The sequence below is a fragment of the Pantoea sp. GM_Pan_3 genome (assembly GCF_026541045.1).
Taxonomy (GTDB): Bacteria; Pseudomonadota; Gammaproteobacteria; order Enterobacterales; family Enterobacteriaceae; genus Pantoea; species Pantoea anthophila.
Genome location: NZ_JALNVA010000007.1, coordinates 1 through 22,000, shown reverse-complemented (window position 1 = coordinate 22,000; position 22,000 = coordinate 1). Strand labels below are relative to the sequence as shown.

Genomic DNA, 22,000 nt, shown 5'->3' with positions numbered 1-22,000 from the left:
AAAAAAAGGGGCGCAGATGCGCCCCTTTTTCAGTTACTGCGAGGTCACACCATATTGTCTGAACCAGGTCAGCATCCGCTGCCAGCCATCCTGAGCCGATTCCGCATGGTAGCTCGGGCGGTAGTCTGCATTAAACGCATGACCCGCTTCGGGATAGACGATGATCTCGGCGGTGGCATTGGCGGCATGCAGCGCCTGTCGCATCTGCTCGACGCTCTCCAGCGGGATGCTCTCGTCCTGTCCGCCATAGAGTCCTAAAACCGGCGCGTTGAGCGCGACGGCAATATCAATCGGGTGCTTCTGCTGCTTCAGGGTGCGGTCGCCGGTCAGCCGTCCATACCAGGCCACGGCGGCGCGCAGCTGCGGATTGTGCGCGGCGTAGAGCCAGCTGATGCGGCCACCCCAGCAGAAACCGGTAATGCCCATGCGGCGGATATCGCCGCCGTTGCGTGCGGCCCAGTTGGCGGCATGGTCCAGGTCAGCCAGCACCTGAGTATCCGGCACTTTACTGACCAGCTCGCTGAACAGCGTCGGGATATCGTGATACTCAGAGGGATCGCCCTCGCGGAAATAGAGCTCCGGTGCAATCGCCAGATAGCCTTCCAGCGCCAGACGGCGGCAGATATCCCGGATGTGTTCGTGCACACCAAAGATCTCCTGCACCACCAGCACGACGGGTAAAGGACCTTCCGCTGACTGCGGTTTTGCAAAATAGGCCGGCATGTTTTCGCCCTGACTGGGCACGGAAGTCTCACCTGCGTGAATGGCCGGACTATCGGTAATAATGGTGGTGTCGGCGGTGGGCTGCACGGCTGGGGCAAAGCCGCCCGTCGCCGGTTTTTGTGGCAAAGTATCACTGGGTTTCATTATTCTCTCCGTGCAAGCATTGGCGCAATCACGTAACTATAGCCTGGCCCGAAAGCGTGCGTGCCAGGTGTCGGGTAACAGAATCAGCAGCGAACAAACGCATCCACCTCTTTAACATTGCCCTGACCCCGACACAGCCCCGCCGGACGTTATCCGGGCGAAGAAGATGTTAATGTGTGATTAATGTCGCATTTTTTCTTCCGGTAAATGTAACTTTCATTTTCTTAAGTGAATGCTGTCACATATTTATCGGGCGTGCTGGCGTAGAGTGGCGCGCTATCATCCCTTAACAGGAGTCTGCAAATGACACAGTCTGACGTTTTCCATCTTGGCCTGACGAAAGCCGATCTGCAGGGCGCCACCCTGGCGATTGTGCCGGGCGACCCGGAGCGCGTGAAGAAAATTGCCGGACTGATGGAGGATGCCACGCATCTCGCCTCACACCGTGAATTTACCTCCTGGCTGGCAAAACTGGATGGCAAGCCGGTGGTGGTCTGCTCAACCGGCATCGGCGGCCCTTCGACCTCGATTGCGGTAGAAGAGCTGGCTCAGCTTGGCGTGCGCACCTTCCTGCGCGTCGGCACCACGGGTGCCATTCAGCCACATATCAACGTCGGCGATGTGCTGGTCACGACCGCCTCCGTACGCCTGGATGGCGCCAGCCTGCATTTCGCGCCGATGGAGTTCCCGGCGGTGGCTGATTTCGGCTGTACCACTGCGCTGGTGGCGGCTGCAGAAGCCTGTGGCGCCACAACCCATATCGGCATTACCGCCTCCTCTGACACCTTCTATCCGGGCCAGGAGCGCTACGACACCGTCTCAGGCCGCGTCGTCAGCCGTTTCAAAGGATCGATGAAAGAGTGGCAGGAGATGGGTGTCCTCAACTATGAGATGGAATCCGCTACACTGTTAACCATGTGCGCCAGCCAGGGCCTCCGCGCCGGTATGGTGGCAGGCGTCATTGTGAACCGTACGCAGAAAGAGATCCCTGATGCGGTCACCATGAAACAGACAGAAAGCGACGCAGTGAAGATTGTGGTCGAAGCGGCGCGTCGCTTGCTGTAGGCCGCGTCAGGCCGCGGGCCCCTATCGGGCCTGCTGCTGTATAAGGCGCGTCATTTCAGTGAAACCTGAGAAGGCTTATGCGCAATACACTTCCTGTCCGACGACCAGCATTCAAAGCCGATCCCGCCGCTCTTAATGCCCGGCTGGAACGCGGTGCCGAACGCTTCCGTGCCGCCATGCAGCAGGGTGACTATGCCCAGGCCGCCCAGTGCTGCGAAGAGGCGCTGCGCTATCTGCCTCAGCAGATGCAGGTGCTGAGCGACTATGCACTCTGTCTGCTGCGTCTGGGTCAGTACCAGAAGTCCTATAAAATCTATCAGAAGATTGCACTCTCCCCGCCCGCGGTGCGCAGCACCGCCTCTGAAACCTGGCTGGATGGCCTGACGGAAGTCTGTGGCTGGCTGAATAAGCCGGATGAGGTGGCGCGCTATGGTCTGGCGTCGCTGATGCAGTCCGATGCGCGTTTCAGTCAGGGGCAGCGCGTGGCGTTTCCCGCTCCCCAGCCCGAACCTGCCGATCTCACACAGCCGCACCAGAATGTCATTGCCTTCAGCCTGTTTGGTGACCAGCCGCGCTACTGCGAAACCCTGATTAAAAACGTTGAAGTCGCACCTGAACTCTATCCCGGCTGGGTCTGCCGCATCTACCTTGACGACAGCGTGCCGCAGCATGTCTGGCAGCGACTGGACCAGCCGCATGTGCAACGGGTCGATATGTCGCATGAGAAAACCCTGTTTCCCACCCTGTGGCGTTTTCTGGTGATGAACGATCCTGGCGTGAAGCGCTTTATCGTCCGCGATGCCGACTCGCTGCTCTCAGAGCGCGAAGCGGCGGCGGTCAGCGCCTGGCTGGCTTCGCCTTACTGGTTCCACCATATGCGTGACTACTTTTCCCACACCGAACTGCTGCTGGCGGGGATGTGGGGCGGCTGTCATGGCGTCTTTCACAACGTGGAACAAGCGATGCGTGATTTTATTGCGCACTACCGGGGGAGCGAACGCTTCACCGATCAATATTTCCTCAAAGTGGCGTTGTGGCCGACAGTACGTGAAAGCGTGCTGAATCATGATGAACTGTTTCACTTTCATCAGGCCCGGCCGTGGCCTGCCCATGCGCCGGTGCGCTGGCAGACGCCGCAGTTCCACGTGGGCAGCAATGCCGGTTTTGCCAGTATGACCGGGAAAGCCAGTGTGGCCGACGGCAGCAGACAGCGCGTGGCGATCACCGCGGGCGAAACCACCTGGCACTATCTGGCGCAGGTTAAGCAGGGTGAGTGGCTGTTGCCGATGCCCTTTTTTCTGATTGAGGAGTGGCAGGCGGGAAGGGTGACGGTGACCGCGCTCTAAGTTGCTGAGCGCGAATAAATTTATCTGGACATTCATACAGTGCGACTCTACCTTTTTCCTCAGCAGTGTAAGTCGCGGGGAAATCATGGATCAGCACATCATCATCAGCATCTGTCTGGCGCTTGCCGGGGTCGGGATCGGCTGGATGCTGGCACAGCTTCGTGCCGGGCACCAGGCAGCCAGTTTCCAGACTGAGCGTCGTCTGCTGCAGGAGGCACAGCAGCGTCAGCAGCAGCAGACTGAACAGCTTCAGCAGCAGATCCGCGAGCGGGAACAGGAGCTGCGTCAGCTGCACGGTGCCCTGAGCGGAGCCACGGAGCGGCTGCAGCAGCTCGACTACTGGCGCAATGAAAGTGAGCAGCTCAATCGCGAGCTGCGCAATCAGCTGGAGGTCAACAGCGCGCAGGAAGCGGAGCTGCGTGAGGTGACCATCCGTCTGGAAGAGACCCGTTTTGCCGCCGAGGAGAAGCAGCGCCTGCTGACCAACAGCGAGCAGCGTCTCAGCGCCCAGTTTGAAAACCTCGCCAACCGCATTTTCGAAAACAGCGGCCGTCGTGTCGATGAGCAGAACCGTCAAAGCCTGGATAGCCTGATTGGCCCGTTACGTGAACAGCTGGATGGCTTTCGTCGTCAGGTGCATGAAAGCTTTGGCGCAGAGGCGCGTGAACGTCACACCCTGACCCACGAAATCCGTCAGCTTCAGCAGCTGAATGCGCAGATGGCGCAGGAGGCGCTCAACCTGACCAAAGCCCTGAAGGGCGATAATAAAATTCAGGGTAACTGGGGGGAAGTGGTCCTGAGCCGGGTGCTGGAAGCCTCCGGGCTGCGTGAAGGCTATGAATATGAAACGCAGGTCAGCATTCAGTCTGAACAGCAGGGCAGGATGCAGCCGGATGTGATTGTGCGGCTGCCACAGGGCAAAGATGTGGTGGTGGACGCCAAGATGACGCTGGTGGCCTATGAGCGCTACTTCAATGCGGATGATGAGATCGAACGTGAACAGGCGATTCAGGAGCATGTCAGCGCCATGCGGGCCCATATCCGCCTGCTGGGACGAAAAGATTATCAACAATTGCCCGGTTTACGCTCGCTGGATTATGTGTTGATGTTCATTCCGGTTGAACCGGCCTTTTTACTGGCGATCGACCGCCAGCCTGAGCTGATTAGTGAGGCGCTGCAGCAGAATATCATGCTGGTCAGCCCCACCACGCTGCTGGTGGCGTTACGGACCATCAATAATCTGTGGCGCTATGAGCACCAGAGCCGCAATGCACAGCGTATTGCCGATCGGGCCGCACGCCTCTATGACAAGATGCGGCTGTTTGTGGATGACATGAGCGGTATTGGTCACAGTCTGGACAAAGCGCAGAACAGCTATCGCGAGGCGATGAAAAAGCTGGCAGAGGGGCGCGGTAACCTGATTGCGCAGACGGAGGGCTTCCGTGCGCTGGGCGTTGAAATCAAACGGCCGATCAATCCTCAGCTGGCCGAACGGGCTATGCCGGAAAAGCGGATGGCAGATGACGACAGGGATGATGAGGATGCGGATGACAGTGACAGGCGTGTGAGACGCCTCCACGAATAGTATGGGCGCAGCGTGCCTGACTTCCGTGACTCTGATACACTTCGGAAAGTATTGTTTGTGGAGCAGGTAAAACCGATGGCAGATGAATCACAGCAGGAAACCACCCATTTTGGCTTTCAGACGGTCGCCAAAAGCGAAAAAGCTGACAAAGTCGCGGATGTGTTTCACTCCGTAGCGGCAAAATATGACCTGATGAACGATTTGATGTCCTTTGGCGTCCATCGTATCTGGAAGCGCTTTACCATCGACAGCAGCGGTGTTCGCCGCGGTCAGCGTGTGTTGGATCTGGCGGGAGGCACCGGCGATCTGACGGCAAAATTCTCTCGTCTGGTGGGTGACACCGGTCAGGTGGTACTGGCGGATATCAACAGTTCCATGCTGAAGATGGGCCGCGAAAAGCTGCGCAATCAGGGTGTGGTGGGCAACGTCAGTTACGTGCAGGCCAACGCAGAAGCTCTGCCTTTCCCTGATAACTACTTCGACTGCATCACCATCTCCTTTGGTCTGCGCAACGTCACGGAAAAAGAGAAGGCGCTGGCCTCCATGTTCCGGGTGCTTAAGCCGGGCGGACGCCTGCTGGTGCTGGAGTTCTCTAAGCCGGTGCTGGACCCGCTGAGCAAAGCGTATGACGCCTATTCGTTCCACATTCTGCCGCGTATCGGCCAGCTGGTGGCGCAGGATGCTGAGAGCTACCGCTATCTCGCCGAATCGATCCGTATGCATCCCGATCAGGAGACCCTGAAGGCGATGATGAACGACGTCGGCTTTGAAAATACCACTTACTCCAACATGACTGGCGGCATCGTGGCGCTGCATCGTGGATTTAAGTTCTGAGTGAGATGGTGATGAACCTGACTCCTTTGATTACGGCGGGCATGGAGACGGCGCTGAACCGTATTCTGTACCGCGATCGCGGCCTTAAGCCGGCGCGGCAACGTCTGAATGGCAAAGTCCTGACACTGCGCCTGAATGAGTTCTCGTCTCACCTGGTGCTGGTGTTCAGTGAACAGCAGCTGGACGTGTTAGCTGACTGGCAGGACCGCAGCGACTGCACGGTGATCACCTCGCTGAAAAGTCTGCCAAAGCTGCGCGATCGCCAGCAGCTGACGCCGCTGATTCGCAGCGGTGAACTGCAGGTAGAGGGCGATCTGCAGGTGGTGCAGCAGTTCTCGGCGCTGATGGATCTGGCTGAGCTGGATCCGGCGGAATATCTGGCTCCCTGGGTGGGCGACATCGCCGCGCAGGGCATCAGTCAGCGGGCACAGCAGGCTTTCCGCTTTTTCAAAGGTGAAGCAGCGCGTCGTCAGGGATATCTCGGACAGGCCATGACCGAAGAGTGGCGTGTTGCGCCTGGCTCACTGGAACTGGCCTGGTTTTCTGAGGAGGTCGACGCGATGGAACGTTCGCTTGAGGCGCTTGATGCGCGTCTGGCGCAGCTGGAGGCAAAATGAGTTTAGGAGAGATCCGCCGCTTATATCTGATCATGAAGGTGTTTCTGACCTATGGCCTTGATGAACTGATCCCGCAGACACGTCTCACTTTCCTGTTCCGCCTGTGGCGTCGCTCAATTTTCTGGATCCCCAATCTGCACCAGCATGAACCGACCGGTGCGCGTATGCGTATGGCGATGGAGCAGCTGGGGCCGGTCTGGATCAAGTTTGGTCAGATGCTGTCAACGCGCCGGGATCTCTTCCCGCCGCTGATCGCCGATCAGCTGGCGATCCTGCAGGACCGTGTGGCGCCCTTCGATGGCGTCAAAGCGAAAGCACAGATTGAAGCCTCAATGGGTGCACCCATTGAGACCTGGTTTGATGATTTTGACATTAAGCCGCTGGCGTCTGCGTCGATTGCGCAGGTTCACACCGCCACGCTGAAATCTAACGGCAAAAAAGTGGTGATCAAAGTGATCCGCCCCGACATTTTGCCGGTGATCAAAGCGGATATGAAGCTGATCTATCGCCTGGCGCGCTGGGTTCCGCGTCTGCTGCCGGATGGCCGTCGTCTGCGTCCGGTCGAAGTGGTGCGCGATTACGAGAAAACCCTGCTTGATGAGCTGAACCTGTTACGCGAAGCCGCCAACGCTATTCAGTTACGCCGCAATTTTGAAGAGAGCCGTATGCTCTATGTGCCGGAAGTCTATTCCGACTATTGCAGCGAAACCATGATGGTGATGGAGCGCATTTACGGTATCCCGATTTCCGACGTTGCAACGCTGGAGCGCCACGGCGTGAACATGAAGCTGCTGGCTGAACGGGGTGTCCAGGTCTTCTTTACCCAGGTCTTCCGCGACAGCTTCTTCCACGCAGATATGCATCCGGGCAATATTTTTGTCAGCTATGAACACCCGGAAGATCCGCAATATATCGGTATCGACTGCGGCATCGTGGGGTCGCTGAACAAAGAAGATAAGCGTTATCTGGCGGAAAACTTTATCGCGTTCTTCAACCGTGACTATCGCAAGGTTGCCGAGCTGCACGTTGATTCCGGCTGGGTACCGCCCGATACCAACGTTGAAGATTTCGAGTTTGCGATTCGCACGGTGTGTGAGCCGATTTTTGAAAAGCCGCTGGCTGAGATCTCGTTCGGGCATGTGCTGCTGAACCTGTTCAACACCGCGCGTCGCTTTAATATGGAAGTGCAGCCGCAGCTGGTGCTGCTGCAAAAAACGCTGCTTTATGTGGAAGGCATTGGCCGTCAGCTCTACCCACAGCTCGACCTGTGGAAAACGGCCAAACCCTTCCTGGAAGAGTGGATCAAGGATCAGGTGGGTATCCCCGCCATTATCCGTGCGGTCAAAGAGAAAGCGCCGTTCTGGGCTGAAAAGCTCCCGGAGCTGCCAGAACTCTTTTACGACAGCATGCGCCAGCACAAGCTTTTACGGCACAGCGTCGATAAATTAGTGGGCGACCTCAATGCGCAGCGCGTCCGTCATCATCAGGCGCGTTATCTGTTTGGCGTCGGTGCCACACTGCTGCTAAGCGGAACGGCAGTTCTGCTCACCCGACCGGACTGGGATCTCTTTCCGGCGGTTCTGATGGCGGCAGGAATCGTTTCGTGGCTGATCGGCTGGCGTAAGACAAACTGATTGTCACGTCTGTTTAAAAAAAGGTAATGTCGCTGGCTAAAGCCCGGCTAAAAAGGGCACTCTGTCCTGCATTACCTTATCGTTTTCACAGAATATTAGAGGCTATCTCATGGGCGGTATCAGTATCTGGCAACTGTTAATCATTGCCGTGATTGTTGTACTTCTGTTCGGTACCAATAAATTACGTAATCTGGGTTCGGATTTAGGTTCTTCGATTCGTGGCTTCAAAAAGGCCATGAGTGATGAGGACGACAAAAAGGATCAACCGAAAGAGCAGGACGCTGACTTCGCTGCCAAAACGCTGGCGGACAAACAGCAAACTTCGGCTAACAAAGAAGAAGCCAAGAACGACAAGCAGGTGTAAACCGTGTTCGATATTGGTTTTAGTGAACTGGTATTGGTGTTCGTTATCGGGCTGATTGTACTCGGCCCGCAACGATTACCGGTTGCGGTGAAAACCGTGGTCGGCTGGATCAGGGCGATTCGTTCGCTGGCAGCCAATGTACAACATGAACTGGCGCAGGAACTCAAACTGCAGGAGTTGCAGGAGAGCCTGAAAAAGGTGGAAGAGGCGGGCCGTGGCACGCTCTCCCCTGAGCTGAAGGAGTCGATGGAAGAGCTGCGTAAAACGGCAGATTCAATGAAGCGCTCGGTCAGTCAGAGCATCGACATTGAAAAAGAGGAAGACGAAGCGAACACCATCCACTCAGCACAGCACCGGTATGCCCCTGAGCCTGCTGCGACGGAAACCGCCGCGACGCCAGCCTCAGCAGAGCATCAGGCCAGCGCACCGGCACAGGCACCGTCTGCGGTAGCGGGTGCCGATGCCGCGGTGCAACCCGCACCGGCCGCGGCCGCACAGCGACCCTCTGCTGCGCCATCCGCTCCGGCTGCGCCATCCTCTGCTGCGCCTGCTGCTGTGGCCAGCGCACCGGCACCGGCACAGGCACCCGCTGGCGACGCCGCCAGGTCATCAGAGTCTGCGCGTCCTTCCGCGACCTCCTCTTCTGCAGGTGATGAACGATAATGGCCGTTGAAGATACCCAACCGCTCATCAGCCATCTGATTGAGCTGCGTAAGCGATTACTGAACTGCATCATCGCCGTACTGGTCATTTTCCTGGTACTGGTCTATTTCGCCAACGACATCTACCAGCTGGTCGCATCACCGCTGATCAGTCAGATGCCGGTGGGCTCCAGCATGATTGCAACCGATGTCGCCTCGCCGTTCTTTACCCCGATAAAGCTGACCATCATCGTGTCAGTGTTTCTCGCGGTGCCGGTGATCCTCTATCAGGTCTGGGCATTTGTCGCCCCGGCGCTCTACCGGCATGAGCGCAGGCTGGTGATGCCGCTGCTCTTTTCCAGCACCTTCCTGTTCTACTTCGGTGTGGCCTTTGCTTACTTCGTCGTTTTCCCGCTGGCATTTGGCTTTTTCACCAAGACCGCGCCCATCGGCGTGACGGTCGCAACGGATATCGCCAAATACCTCGATTTCGTCATGACTCTCTTCATGGCCTTTGGGGTGGCGTTTGAGGTGCCGGTGGCGATCGTGTTGCTCTGCTGGACCGGTATCACCAGCCCGGAAGATCTGAAAAAGAAACGTCCCTATATTCTGGTGGGCGCTTTCGTAGTCGGGATGCTGCTCACACCTCCGGACGTTTTTTCCCAAACTTTGCTCGCTATTCCGATGTACTGCCTGTTTGAAGTCGGCGTATTCTTTTCCCGTTACTATGTGGGTAAAGGCCGCTGGTCACAGGATGAGGATAAACATACCGACGCCTGACGCTGACCGTATGACCCGCACAGGCGGGAAGCGAGCCATCCAGACCGCCCCTCCGGGCGGTTTTTTTTTACAAACTGTGGGAAAAATTATGTTTGATATCGGTGTAAACCTGACCAGCACGCAATTCGCCTCCGACCGGCAAAAGGTGGTTAAACGCGCGCGTGATGCGGGCGTCACCGGCATGCTTATTACCGGCACCAACGCGCTGGAGAGCCAGCAGGCTCAGCGACTGGCTGAAGGCCAGCCCGGCTTTTGCTGGTCTACCGCGGGCGTTCACCCTCATCATGCCAGCGAATGGTCGCTGGAGATCGCCAGTACCCTGCGCCGGCTGGCGGAAAAACCCGAAGTGGTCGCCATTGGTGAGTGCGGACTCGATTTTAATCGCAACCTCTCGGCCCATGAGCAGCAGGAGTATGCATTTGACGCACAGCTGGCGCTGGCCGCAGAACTCAATATGCCGGTGTTCCTGCACTGCCGTGAAGCCCATGCGCGTTTCGCTGCGGTGCTTGCCCCCTGGCTGCCAAAACTGCCGGGTGCGGTGATCCACTGCTTTACCGGCACGCGCGACGAACTGGAAGCCTGTCTGGAAATGGGGTTATCTGTGGGCATTACGGGCTGGGTCTGCGATGAGCGTCGGGGTCTGGAACTGCGTGAGCTGCTGCCGCTGATCCCGGCCGAACGCCTGCTGCTGGAAACGGATGCGCCCTACCTGTTGCCGCGCGACATGCGTCCGCGTCCGCCTTCGCGCCGCAACGAACCCTGCTTTTTACCGCATATTGTCAATCAGGTGGCGACATGGCGAGGTGAGAGTGCGGAGGCACTGGCGGCCCGCATCGATCATAATGCGCGGACGCTGTTCAGACTGGCTTAAAGCTTGCGGAACTGCTTGTTATCGACGCTGCGCATCACCTGCTTGTTGAGGAGATTCAGCAACAGGATCGAGCGTGTTTCACCATCCGGCTCGGCAAAAATGGCGCGCAGCCCTTCAAACGTTCCTTCGGTGATGACCACCTCATCGCCGCTCTGTGGCGTTTCAGGATCGAGCAGGATTTGCGGGACGTCGGTTTCCAGCGCTTCAATGACCGCCGACGGCACGGTTGCCGGGGTGGAGCCGAAGCGGACAAAGTGACTGACACCGCGGGTGCTGCTGATGGTGGTGGTGTGAATCTCTTCAGGATCGAATTCGATAAACAGGTAGTTAGGGAACAGCGGCTCACTCACCGTGGTGCGTTTACCGCGCACGATCTTTTCCAGAGCGATCATCGGGCTGAGGCAATGCACCTCCTGCCGCTCGAGATGCTCCTTCGCGCGCAATAGCTGTCCACGTTTGCAATAGAGTAAGTACCAGGCTTCCATAACGGCTCCCATTGAATGGACGCTAAGAATAGCAAACCTGTTGCCAGAGTTATAGCGCAGGGGCAGGGTAAAGCGGCCCGCAGAGAAAATAAATTGAGACTTTTCTTAGCAGGCCGGAGGCGGGCAGAAACGGTAACGGGAAATTGACGTGCACCAGGGCTCTGTATCAGACTCGATAACCTTCACCCCTGCAAAAGGAACGTCTGATGGAACTCTTTCTGTTGAGCAATGGCAGGCTGGCGGACGATGCGCCGCTGCTGGGTTATGCGCAGCCGCAGCTGCACGCGATGATCGCCCGACGCGCTATCCGCTCGGCGGTCCTGATCCCCTACGCGATAATCCGGGGCGATCAGCAGCAGCGCGCCGCCGAACTCACGGCCTCTCTGGGCATCCCGGTCAGGCTGGTTCAATCCTTTGCCTCACCGGCTGAGGCGATTGCACAGGCAGAACTGATTCTGGTCAGCGGCGGCAACACCTGGTTTCTGAACCAGATGCTGCATGAGCAGGATCTCATCGTCCCGATCCAGCGTGCAGTACGTGAGCGACAGGTGCCTTATCTCGGCTGGAGCGCGGGCTGCAATGTGGCGACGCCCTCCATCCGCACCACCAACGATATGCCGGTGCGCAGCAGTGTAGTGCTGCCCGCGCTGGGACTCTTTCCGGTGCAGATCAATCCCCACTATCTTGATGCCAGCGTCAGCGGCCATATGGGCGAAACCCGCGATGAGCGTCTGGCGGAGTTCTGCGCGGTTAATCCGACGGAGTCGGTGATTGCCCTGCGTGAAGGCAGTTTTCTGCACCTGCATGACAACCAGCTGCGCTATCACAGCGTGCGAAACGAGGACTTTAAGCTGTTTCGCCACGGTGACCCGATTCAGGGAATGCACGATACCCGCGCACTGCAGCCGCTGGTTCCCTTTCAGTGCGTATGAGGCTGCGGTATAAACCTCAGCAACTCCGCGTAATCAGACCTATAATGGCCGATTCACTCTGGCCGGAATGTTAAAGCCGCATGAAATACCACGATTTGAGAGACTTCCTCGCGCTGCTTGAACAGCGCGGTGAGCTAAAGCGCATTACCCAGTCCATCGATCCCGAACTGGAAATGACAGAGATTGCCGATCGCACGCTGCGTGCCGGTGGCCCCGCCCTGCTGTTTGAAAACCCGAAAGGGTACGATATGCCGGTGCTGTGCAACCTGTTCGGCACGCCTAAGCGCGTGGCCATGGGCATGGGGCAGGAGGAGGTGAGCGCCCTGCGTGAAGTGGGTAAGCTGCTGGCCTTCCTGAAAGAGCCTGAGCCGCCAAAAGGCTTCCGCGACCTGTTCGATAAAATGCCGCAGTTTAAGCAGGTGCTGAACATGCCGACCAAACGGCTGCGTAATGCGCCCTGTCAGGAAGAGGTGTTCAGCGGTGATGAGGTCGATCTGACGCGTATTCCGGTCATGAAGTGCTGGCCAGGCGATGCCGCACCGCTGATTACCTGGGGGCTGACCGTCACGCGTGGCCCCCACAAAGAGCGCCAGAATCTCGGTATTTACCGTCAGCAGGTGATCGGTAAAAATCGGCTGATCATGCGCTGGCTGTCGCACCGTGGCGGCGCGCTTGATTTTCAGGAGTGGACGAAAGCGCATCCGGGTGAACGTTTTCCGGTTTCGGTCGCGCTGGGCGCCGATCCTGCCACCATCCTCGGCGCGGTGACACCGGTGCCTGACACGCTGTCAGAATATGCGTTTGCCGGTCTGCTGCGCGGCAACAAAACGGAAGTGGTGAAGTGCCTGTCGAACGATCTCGAAGTGCCGGCCAGTGCGGAAATCGTGCTGGAAGGGTATATCGAAGCGGGCGATATGGCGCCAGAAGGCCCCTACGGCGACCACACCGGCTACTACAATGAAGTGGATAGCTTCCCGGTATTTACCGTGACGCATATCACGCAGCGTCGTCAGCCGATCTATCACTCCACCTATACCGGGCGTCCGCCGGATGAACCCGCCGTACTGGGCGTGGCGCTGAATGAAGTTCTGGTACCGATTCTGATTAAGCAGTTCCCGGAGATCGTGGACTTCTACCTGCCGCCTGAAGGTTGCTCCTACCGGCTGGCGGTTGTGACGATTAAAAAGCAGTACGCAGGGCATGCCAAACGTGTCATGTTTGGCGTCTGGTCATTTTTGCGGCAGTTCATGTACACCAAATTTGTTATTGTGTGTGACGATGATGTTAATGCGCGCGACTGGAATGACGTGATCTGGGCGATCACCACGCGAATGGATCCGGCCCGTGATACGGTATTAGTCGAAAATACCCCTATCGACTATCTCGATTTCGCCTCGCCGGTTTCCGGGCTGGGGTCGAAGATGGGGCTTGATGCAACCAATAAGTGGCCGGGTGAAACGCAGCGTGAATGGGGTACGCCCATTGTTAAAGATCCTGCGGTCACGGCGCGCATTGATGCTATCTGGGATGAGCTAGGTATTCTTGATCAGCCGCCACAGCGTTGATGGCGAGCACAACCATAAAGACGACCCGACAGAGGGAACGCATGACAACGTTAAGCTGTAAAGTAACTTCGGTTGAGGCGATTACCGACACGGTCTATCGCGTTCGCCTGATCCCTGAAGCGGAATTCAGTTTTCGCGCGGGGCAGTATCTGATGGTCGTGATGGATGAGCGTGATAAGCGTCCGTTCTCACTGGCCTCAACGCCGATGGAAAAAGATATTATTGAGCTGCATATCGGCGCGTCCGATCTCAACCTCTATGCGATGGCGGTGATGGATCGGATCCGCAACGATCGCCAGATCACCGTCGATATGCCGCACGGTGACGCCTGGCTGCGCGAAGAGAGCAGTAAGCCGCTGATCCTGATTGCAGGTGGCACCGGCTTCTCCTACGCCCGTTCGATTCTGCTCACCGCGCTGGCGGAACAGCCGGAGCGCGATATCGCCATTTACTGGGGCGGACGTGAGCTTAAGCATCTGTACGATCTGGACGAGCTGAATGCGCTGGCGGTGAAGCATCCGAACCTGAAAGTGATCCCGGTTGTTGAACAGCCTGAAGCGGGCTGGCAGGGACGTTCCGGTACGGTACTGACCGCGGTGATGCAGGATTTCAGCACGCTTAGCGAACATGAAATCTACATCGCCGGACGCTTTGAGATGGCGAAGATTGCCCGCGACCGTTTCTGTGCCGAGCGTGGCGCAGTCGAGTCACAGATGTATGGCGATGCGTTTGCCTTTATCTGATCGCCGGCAGCAGACAGAAAAAACCCGCCGGTAACGGCGGGTAAATCTGACAAAATAAACGCAACGTATTACAGACGCTCGAATACGGTTGCGATCCCCTGGCCCAGCCCGATACACATGGTGGCAAGACCCAGGCTGGCATCGCGTCGTTCCATAATGTTCAGCAGCGTGGTACTGATGCGCGCGCCGGAACAGCCCAGCGGATGGCCTAACGCAATCGCGCCGCCATTCAGATTGACCTTTTCATCCAGCTGCTCCAGCAAGCCTAAATCTTTGATGCACGGCAGTGTCTGCGCAGCAAAGGCTTCGTTCAGCTCAAAGACGTCGATATCGCTGACGCTCAGTCCCGCCCGTTTTAACGCCAGCTTACTGGCCGGAACCGGCCCATAGCCCATGATTGAAGGATCGCAGCCCACCACGGCCATGCTGCGGATGCGGGCGCGCGGCGTCAGCCCCAGCTCGCGGGCGCGTGATTCACTCATCACCAGCATGGCGGCTGCGCCATCTGACAACGCTGACGAGGAGCCCGCCGTCACGGTGCCATTCACCGGATCGAAAGCCGGTTTCAGCGCCGCCAGGCCTTCGGCGCTGGTCTCTTCACGGATCACTTCATCGAAATCATAACGTTTGAGGATGCCGTCGCTGTCATGACCATAGGTGGCGACAATCTCTGTCGCAAAATCGCCGCGCCGGGTGGCCTGCCAGGCCCGCTGGTGCGAACGCAGGGCAAATGCATCCTGCTGCTCACGGCTGATATGATGCATCCGCGCCAGCATTTCTGCCGTCAGGCCCATCATCCCTGCGGCTTTGGCAACCGTCCGGCTAAGCCCGGGATGAAAGTCGACGCCGTGGTTCATCGGCACATGCCCCATATGCTCCACGCCACCGATCAGACAGCTCCGGGCATCACCGACCATAATGGCGCGGGCGGCATCGTGCAGCGCCTGCATGGAAGAGCCACACAGCCGGTTGACGGTGCTGGCTGGCACCGTGTGGGGAATTTCGGCCAGCAGGGCAGCGTTACGTGCGATATTAAATCCCTGCTCAAGCGTCTGCTGCACGCAGCCCCAGAGAATGTCATCCAGCTCTGCCGGGTTCACCGTCGGGTTACGGCTCAGCAGTTCACGCATCAGATGCGCAGAGAGATCTTCGGCGCGCACATGACGGAAGGCGCCGCCTTTTGACCGGCCCATTGGCGTGCGCACGGCATCAATAATCACCACATTTTCCATCTTCTTGCCCTCAGGCGCTTTTCAGCGCGGCTTCATCAATCGGTTTGGCGGCGGGATACCAGCTTTCATGCTGATGGGCTTTCTGCAGCAGCATTGCAGGCAGGGCATACAGGCCACCGAGGCCGCTATAACGCCGGGCCTGATCCACCACGTTGCTGTTGCCCAGAGTATCGAGATAGCGGAAAGCCCCGCCACGGAAAGGCGGGAAGCCGAGGCCATATACCAGCGCCATATCGGCTTCAGCCGGTGAGGCGATAATCTTCTCTTCCAGGCAGCGCACCACTTCGTTCAGCATCGGCAGCATCATGCGGTTCAGAATCTCCTCATCGCTGAAGATTCGCGCGGGCTGACAGGCCTGCTGCAGCAGCGTATCGACATCGGCATCGGCCACTTTTTTTGGCTTGCCCTTTTTATCTTCTTCCCAGCGCCAGAAGCCTTTGCCATTTTTCTGGCCAAAGCGACCAGCCTCAAACAGCAGATCGATTGCGTCGCGATAGTCATGCTTCATGCGGTCCGGGAACCCGTCAGCCATCACGCTTTGCGCGTGGTGCGCCGTATCGATGCCCACGACATCCAGCAGCCATGACGGCCCCATCGGCCAGCCAAACTGTTTTTCCATGACCTTATCTATCTGGCGGAAATCTGCGCCATCGCGCAGGAGCAGGCTGAAAGCGGCGAAGTAGGGGAACAGCACCCGGTTAACAAAGAAGCCGGGGCAGTCGTTGACCACGATAGGGGTTTTGCCCATTTTGCTGGCCCAGGCCACCACTTTGCCGAGCGTCGCTTCACTGGTTTTCTCGCCCCGGATCACTTCGACCAGCGGCATACGCGGCACCGGGTTAAAGAAGTGCATGCCACAGAAGTTTTCCGGGCGCTGCAACGCCTGCGCCAGCTGGCTGATAGGAATGGTCGAGGTATTCGAGGCCAGAACGGCATCGTCACGCAGATGCCGCTCTGTTTCAGCCAGCACTTTAGCCTTGATCTGCGGGTTCTCGACCACCGCTTCCACCACCACGTCGGCCAGTTCAAAACCGGCGTAATCCAGCGTGGGCTGGATGGTGGCGATGACGCTGGCCAGCCTGTTACCGTCAATTTTTCCGCGCGCCAGCTGGGCGTTGAGCAGCTTGCTGGCTTCATTCATCCCCAGCGTCAGCGCCTGTGGATTGATATCTTTCATTCTGACCGGCACGCCTTTCCAGGCAGACTGGTAGCTGATGCCACCGCCCATGATGCCTGCGCCCAGCACTGCCGCCTGAGCAGGCGCGCCGCTTTCGCTGGCGCGTTTTTTTGCCAGCCCTTTAACGTACTGATCGTTGAGGAAGATGCCGACCAGTGCGCGCGCTTCGTCAGACTGCGCCAGCGGCACAAATGCAGCCGTTTCAAGCTTCAGCGCATCATCGCGACCGAGACTGGCCGCGGCCTCAATGGTTTTTACCGCCATCAGCGGAGCGGGGTAATGTTTTCCTGCGGTCTGCATCACCATGCCCTTCGCAATGGTAAAACTCATCGCCGCCTCGATCGGACTGAGCTTCAGCGGGGCCAGTTTAGGCGCACGGCGCGCCTGCCAGCTGCCCTCTTCGGCGGCCGCTCTGAGCATGGTGATGCCCGCTTCGCGCAGTTTGTCACGGGCAACCACCGCATCGACCAGGCCCAGTTTCAGCGCGGCATTGCCATCCACATCTTTACCGGCGGCAATAATTTCCAGCGCGCTGTCGGCTCCCAGCAGGCGGGGCAACCTTACGCTGCCGCCAAAGCCTGGCATGATGCCGAGTCTGGTTTCCGGCAGGCCGATGCGGGCATCCGCAGTGGCGATGCGCAGGTCGGTCGCCAGGACGCACTCACATCCGCCACCCAGCGCATAACCATCAATGGCTGCCAGGGTGGGCACGGGCAAATCTTCCAGACGGTTGAAGATGCTGTTGGCGTAACTCAGCCACTGGCTCAGCTTTTCGGTGGGGGCATTAAACAGGGAAAGAAACTCGGTAATGTCCGCACCCACGATAAAGGCGGGTTTAGCGGAGCTCAGCAGCAGGCCGCGCAGTGCTGGCTGCTGTTCCAGGACCGCAATGGCCTCGCCCAGACTGGCGACCGTTTGCGTATCCAGCTTGTTGACTGAGCCTTTGGCATCAAAAACCAGCTCGGCGATGCCATCGTCCAGCCAGTGAAGGGTAAGGTTAGCGCCTTGGTAGAGCATGTGCGTCTCCTGAAACCGCGAAAGGTGATCTGGTCATACCAGATGATCGTGAGTGTGGGAGTGATGTTAATTTTTTGCAAACCGCTCTTTGCTTATTTGCTAACAAGATCACAGCCACGCCGGCTTCGGCATCTGAGCAAGGGGTATGCTAAACTGCGGCCATTTCGCGACACGGGAGAGACGGCTATGGATTCACTGAAGACCTTGTATCACGCGCACATCGCCACGTTGCAGCAACGGGCGCAGCAGGTGCTGGCACACAATAAACTGGATGCGATGCTGATCCATTCCGGTGAGTTGCTGACGGTGTTTCTGGATGACCACACCTATCCGTTTAAGGTGAATCCGCAGTTCAAAGCCTGGGTGCCGGTCACGCAGGTGCCTAACTGCTGGCTCTGGATCGATGGCGTGAACAAACCGAAACTGTGGTTCTACTCTCCGGTGGATTACTGGCATAACGTTGAACCGCTGCCGGACAGTTTCTGGACCGGAGATGTCGAGGTTATCGGCCTGAAAAACGCCGATGAGATTGCGCAGCTGCTGCCTGTACAGCGTGATAATGTCGCCTATATCGGGCCGGTTAATGCGCGCGCGGCGCAGCTCGGAATCTCCTCAGACAACATCAACCCTAAAGCGGTCATCGACTTTCTGCACTACCATCGCAGCATCAAAACCGACTATGAACTGGCCTGTCTGCGCCAGGCGCAGAAGCTGGCGGTTGCGGGGCATCGCGCGGCCAAAGAGGCGTTCTCTTCGGGCCTGAGCGAATTTGACATCAATCAGGCTTACCTGACCGCGACCGGCCATCGTGATACCGATGTGCCGTACGGCAATATCATTGCGCTGAATGAACACGCGGCGGTGCTGCACTACACCCACCTGGATCATCAGCCACCGGCGAAACGTCACAGCTTCCTGATTGATGCGGGGGCCGAATATCTGGGCTACGCCGCCGATCTGACCCGCAGCTATGCGGCGCAGAGCAGCTCGCTCTATGCCAGAATGGTGGAGGCGATGAACGCCGAGGAGCTGGCGTTAATCGCCACGCTGAAACCGGGTGTGCGCTACACCGATTATCATCTTCAGATGCACCAGCGTATTGCCAAGATGTTGCTGAAGTTTGAGCTGGTGCAGGGAATCAGCGAAGAGGCGCTGGTGGCTGAAGATCTGACCGGGCCATTTATGCCACACGGTCTGGGGCATCCGCTGGGCTTGCAGGTGCATGACGTTGCCGGGTTTATGCAGGATGAGCAGGGCACCCATCTCGCCGCGCCTGCGCAGTATCCTTACCTTCGCTGCACCCGCGTGCTGCAACCCGGCATGGTCTTAACCATCGAGCCGGGCTTCTATATTATCGACTCGTTACTGGCGCCGCTGCGTCAGGGCCGTTTCAGTCAGCACTTTAACTGGCAGGCGATTGATGCGCTTCGGCCTTATGGCGGCATTCGCATCGAAGATAACGTGGTGATCCATCCAAACCGCGTTGAAAACATGACCCGCGATCTGCATCTGGCCTGATGGACGCTTTTGATATTCCCGCGCTGGCCGTGAGCATCAGCGAGGAAACCATCAAAAAGAGTCGCTTTATTACGCTGCTGGCGCACACCGAGGGGACAGAGGCCGCGCGCGCCTTTGTTCAGCAGGTGAAAAGCGAGCATCCTGCTGCCCGGCATCACTGCTGGGCCTGGGTGGCGGGCGCGCCGGATGACTCTCAGCAGCTCGGTTTTTCGGATGATGGTGAGCCGTCGGGCACCGCCGGGAAACCGATGCTGGCGCAGCTGATGGGTGCCGGTATTGGCGAGGTGACCGCTGTGGTGGTGCGTTATTACGGCGGCATCATGCTGGGCACCGGTGGCCTGGTGAAGGCGTATGGCGGTGGCGTCCAGCAGGGACTGAAGCAGTTACCGCGACAGCGCAAAGTACCGATGATGGTTTTCACGCTGCAATGCGACTATGCACAGCACAGCGATATCGAACGGCTGGTGCAGCGTTTTGAAGGTAAGGTGACCGACAGCCACTATCAGGATCGTATTGCGCTGACGCTGGCATTGCCTTATGGACAGATAGAGGGGTTCAAAAAAAATCTGTCAGACTTTAGCCGGGGCGCGTTGTCGCTGATCCCGCTCACACCATGATGTTCATCTCTCTTATTTAAAGGAACGGCTGAATGCACTTTCGCGCCATTACCCGCATCGTCGGTCTGCTGGTAATTCTTTTTTCAGTGACAATGATTCTGCCCGGCCTCGTCGCATTAATTTATCGCGACGGCGCGGGACGGGCGTTCAGCCAGACATTTATGATGGCGCTGGTGATCGGCTCGCTGCTGTGGTGGCCGAACCGTAAAAAGAAAACCGAACTCAAACCCCGCGAAGGGTTCCTGATCGTCGTTCTGTTCTGGACGGTGCTGGGCAGCGTAGGGGCCATGCCCTTTATCTTTGCGGAGCAGCCGCATCTTTCCGTCACGGATGCGTTCTTTGAATCTTTCTCGGGCCTGACAACCACCGGAGCCACCACGCTGGTGGGGCTGGACTCGCTGCCTAAGGCAATCCTCTTCTACCGGCAGATGCTGCAGTGGCTGGGCGGGATGGGGATCATCGTGTTAGCGGTAGCCATCCTGCCGATTCTGGGCGTCGGGGGCATGCAGCTCTATCGCGCTGAAATGCCGGGACCCCTGAAAGACAATAAAATGCGCCCGCGCATCGCCGAGACGGCCAAGACACTCTGGCTGATCTATGTTCTGCTGACCGTAGCCTGTGCGCTGGCACTCTGGCTGGCGGGCATGCCGGCGTTCGATGCTATCGGCCACAGCTTTTCGACCATCGCCATTGGCGGCTTCTCAACTCATGATGCCAGCATCGGCTACTTTAACAGCAGCACCATCAATACTATCGTGGCGGTGTTCCTGCTGATTTCCGGCTGTAACTACGGCCTGCACTTTTCCATGCTAAGCGGACGTAACCTGCGCGTGTACTGGCGGGACCCGGAGTTCCGCATGTTTATCGGCGTTCAGCTGACGCTGGTTCTGATCTGTACGGTGGTGCTCTGGTTCCACAATGTCTATGCCAGCGGCTGGCAGACCCTGAACCAGGCCTTTTTCCAGGTGGTGTCCATGGCGACGACGGCGGGTTTCACGACCGACAGTATCGCTCGCTGGCCGCTGTTCCTGCCGGTTCTGCTGTTGTGCTCAGCTTTCATTGGTGGCTGTGCCGGTTCGACCGGGGGTGGCCTGAAGGTGATCCGCATTCTGCTGTTGTGCAAACAGGGTAACCGCGAGCTTAAGCGTCTGGTTCACCCGAATGCGGTGTACACCATCAAGCTGGGCAATCGTGCGCTGCCGGAGCGTATCCTGGAAGCCGTCTGGGGATTCTTCTCGGCCTATGCGCTGGTGTTCCTGGTGAGCATGCTGGCGATCATCGCCACGGGCGTCGATGACTTCTCCGCTTTTGCTGCCGTTGCCGCGACGCTGAATAACCTCGGGCCGGGCTTAGGCGTCGTGGCAGACAACTTCACGTCGATGAATGATGTGGCGAAATGGATACTTATCTCTACCATGTTGTTCGGGCGTCTCGAGGTTTTCACCTTGCTGGTGCTGTTCACGCCTACTTTCTGGCGTGAATAATTAATAAGGATGCTGACATGAAAGCGCTGATTCTCTATTCCACCCGCGACGGGCAAACGCAGAAGATTGCTTCCGCTCTTGCGGAGACCATCCGGCAGCAGCAGCCGTGTGATGTGCTGAACATCCAGGATGCCGCTGTGCCTGACTGGACACAGTATGATCGCGTACTGATTGGCGCTTCGATCCGCTATGGCCATTTTCAGCCGGTCGTCGAGACCTTCGTTAAGCAACATCTCCCTGCGCTGCAGCAGCGTACCAGCGGTTTCTTTTCGGTAAACCTCACGGCACGCAAACCTGAGAAGCGTTCTCCTGAAACGAATGCCTATACCCGGAAGTTCTTATTGCAGTCTCCATGGCAGCCTGACTGCTGTGCCGTATTCGCAGGGGCGCTCTATTATCCCCGCTATCGCTGGTTTGACCGCGTGATGATTCAGCTGATTATGCGTATGACCGGCGGTGAAACCGATGCAACGAAAGAAGTGGAATACACGGACTGGCAACAGGTGAGCCGTTTTGCCCATGAATTTGCACAGTTACCAGGCAAATCGTAGCGAAATAGCGCGATTTGGTGAAAATTACTTCGAACAGTAATCTTTTCGCAATAAACGCTTGTCAGCCCGCGCGAA

Annotated in this window: 21 protein-coding genes; 17 read left to right on the top strand and 4 right to left on the bottom strand. The window is 57.8% G+C overall.

Annotation, left to right across the window (positions count from 1 at the left end):
• Positions 1–33: 33 nt before the first annotated feature.
• A complete protein-coding gene (locus tag OXR04_RS18030; protein WP_009088490.1) occupies positions 34–867 on the bottom strand; it encodes a dienelactone hydrolase family protein in 834 nt (277 codons plus the stop codon).
• 303 nt (positions 868–1,170) lie between these two features.
• Between OXR04_RS18030 and udp the strand changes: the two genes are divergently transcribed.
• From udp to tatD, 10 genes are all read left to right on the top strand, one after another.
• A complete protein-coding gene (gene udp, locus OXR04_RS18025) occupies positions 1,171–1,932 on the top strand; it encodes a uridine phosphorylase (RefSeq protein WP_009088492.1) in 762 nt (253 codons plus the stop codon).
• Between the two features lie 77 nt (positions 1,933–2,009).
• A complete protein-coding gene (locus tag OXR04_RS18020) occupies positions 2,010–3,278 on the top strand; it encodes a tetratricopeptide repeat protein (protein WP_267372592.1) in 1,269 nt (422 codons plus the stop codon).
• An 85-nt stretch (positions 3,279–3,363) separates the two neighbouring features.
• On the top strand, positions 3,364–4,863 hold the full coding sequence (rmuC, locus tag OXR04_RS18015; protein WP_150029894.1) for a DNA recombination protein RmuC: 1,500 nt from the start codon (positions 3,364–3,366) through the stop codon (positions 4,861–4,863).
• Between the two features lie 75 nt (positions 4,864–4,938).
• Positions 4,939–5,697, top strand: coding sequence for a bifunctional demethylmenaquinone methyltransferase/2-methoxy-6-polyprenyl-1,4-benzoquinol methylase UbiE (gene ubiE / locus OXR04_RS18010; RefSeq protein ID WP_009088499.1), 759 nt, complete (start codon positions 4,939–4,941; stop codon positions 5,695–5,697).
• A gap of 11 nt (positions 5,698–5,708) precedes the next feature.
• Entirely contained in the window at positions 5,709–6,314 is a 606-nt protein-coding gene (locus OXR04_RS18005; RefSeq protein WP_267372593.1) for an SCP2 domain-containing protein, read from the top strand.
• Complete coding sequence (gene ubiB, locus OXR04_RS18000; RefSeq protein ID WP_009088503.1) at positions 6,311–7,948, top strand: ubiquinone biosynthesis regulatory protein kinase UbiB; 1,638 nt, start codon at positions 6,311–6,313, stop codon at positions 7,946–7,948. Before OXR04_RS18005 ends, ubiB begins: the two co-directional genes overlap by 4 nt.
• 109 nt (positions 7,949–8,057) lie before the next feature.
• Positions 8,058–8,312, top strand: coding sequence for a Sec-independent protein translocase subunit TatA (gene tatA / locus OXR04_RS17995; protein ID WP_009088506.1), 255 nt, complete (start codon positions 8,058–8,060; stop codon positions 8,310–8,312).
• A gap of 3 nt (positions 8,313–8,315) precedes the next feature.
• On the top strand, positions 8,316–8,975 hold the full coding sequence (tatB, locus tag OXR04_RS17990; protein WP_267372594.1) for a Sec-independent protein translocase protein TatB: 660 nt from the start codon (positions 8,316–8,318) through the stop codon (positions 8,973–8,975).
• The gene (gene tatC / locus OXR04_RS17985) at positions 8,975–9,733 is read left to right on the top strand and encodes a Sec-independent protein translocase subunit TatC (protein WP_009088508.1); all 759 of its coding nucleotides are present in this window, start codon (positions 8,975–8,977) and stop codon (positions 9,731–9,733) included. The genes tatB and tatC overlap by 1 nt, the downstream gene beginning before the upstream one ends.
• 88 nt (positions 9,734–9,821) lie before the next feature.
• Entirely contained in the window at positions 9,822–10,604 is a 783-nt protein-coding gene (tatD, locus tag OXR04_RS17980) for a 3'-5' ssDNA/RNA exonuclease TatD (protein ID WP_140029661.1), read from the top strand.
• Here the strand turns inward: tatD and rfaH are convergent.
• Complete coding sequence (rfaH, locus tag OXR04_RS17975) at positions 10,601–11,089, bottom strand: transcription/translation regulatory transformer protein RfaH (RefSeq protein WP_009088512.1); 489 nt, start codon at positions 11,087–11,089, stop codon at positions 10,601–10,603. The genes tatD and rfaH overlap by 4 nt on opposite strands.
• A 206-nt stretch (positions 11,090–11,295) precedes the next feature.
• Between rfaH and pepE the strand changes: the two genes are divergently transcribed.
• The 3 genes from pepE (at position 11,296) to fre (ending at position 14,329) form a co-directional block, all read left to right on the top strand.
• Complete coding sequence (pepE, locus tag OXR04_RS17970) at positions 11,296–12,021, top strand: dipeptidase PepE (RefSeq protein ID WP_058958179.1); 726 nt, start codon at positions 11,296–11,298, stop codon at positions 12,019–12,021.
• Positions 12,022–12,101: 80 nt separating this feature from the next.
• Positions 12,102–13,586: a 4-hydroxy-3-polyprenylbenzoate decarboxylase gene (gene ubiD, locus OXR04_RS17965; RefSeq protein ID WP_009088516.1), complete on the top strand. Its 1,485-nt coding sequence runs from the start codon at positions 12,102–12,104 to the stop codon at positions 13,584–13,586.
• 41 nt (positions 13,587–13,627) lie between these two features.
• On the top strand, positions 13,628–14,329 hold the full coding sequence (gene fre / locus OXR04_RS17960; protein WP_009088519.1) for an NAD(P)H-flavin reductase: 702 nt from the start codon (positions 13,628–13,630) through the stop codon (positions 14,327–14,329).
• A 68-nt stretch (positions 14,330–14,397) separates the two neighbouring features.
• Here the strand turns inward: fre and fadA are convergent, their stop codons facing one another.
• A complete protein-coding gene (gene fadA / locus OXR04_RS17955) occupies positions 14,398–15,561 on the bottom strand; it encodes an acetyl-CoA C-acyltransferase FadA (RefSeq protein ID WP_046100969.1) in 1,164 nt (387 codons plus the stop codon).
• Positions 15,562–15,571: 10 nt separating this feature from the next.
• Positions 15,572–17,755, bottom strand: a complete 2,184-nt coding sequence (fadB, locus tag OXR04_RS17950; protein WP_267372595.1) for a fatty acid oxidation complex subunit alpha FadB — start codon at positions 17,753–17,755, stop codon at positions 15,572–15,574.
• A 186-nt stretch (positions 17,756–17,941) separates the two neighbouring features.
• Between fadB and pepQ the strand changes: the two genes are divergently transcribed.
• The 4 genes from pepQ to hemG are packed head-to-tail and all read left to right on the top strand — an operon-like array spanning position 17,942 to position 21,925.
• Positions 17,942–19,273 (top strand): Xaa-Pro dipeptidase, encoded by a 1,332-nt coding sequence (gene pepQ / locus OXR04_RS17945; RefSeq protein ID WP_267372596.1) that lies wholly within the window; start codon positions 17,942–17,944, stop codon positions 19,271–19,273.
• Positions 19,273–19,890 (top strand): IMPACT family protein, encoded by a 618-nt coding sequence (locus OXR04_RS17940; RefSeq protein ID WP_046100972.1) that lies wholly within the window; start codon positions 19,273–19,275, stop codon positions 19,888–19,890. The genes pepQ and OXR04_RS17940 overlap by 1 nt, the downstream gene beginning before the upstream one ends.
• Before the next feature lie 32 nt (positions 19,891–19,922).
• The gene (trkH, locus tag OXR04_RS17935) at positions 19,923–21,374 is read left to right on the top strand and encodes a Trk system potassium transporter TrkH (protein WP_009088529.1); all 1,452 of its coding nucleotides are present in this window, start codon (positions 19,923–19,925) and stop codon (positions 21,372–21,374) included.
• A 17-nt stretch (positions 21,375–21,391) separates the two neighbouring features.
• Positions 21,392–21,925, top strand: coding sequence for a menaquinone-dependent protoporphyrinogen IX dehydrogenase (gene hemG / locus OXR04_RS17930; protein ID WP_009088532.1), 534 nt, complete (start codon positions 21,392–21,394; stop codon positions 21,923–21,925).
• Positions 21,926–22,000 lie beyond the last annotated feature (75 nt).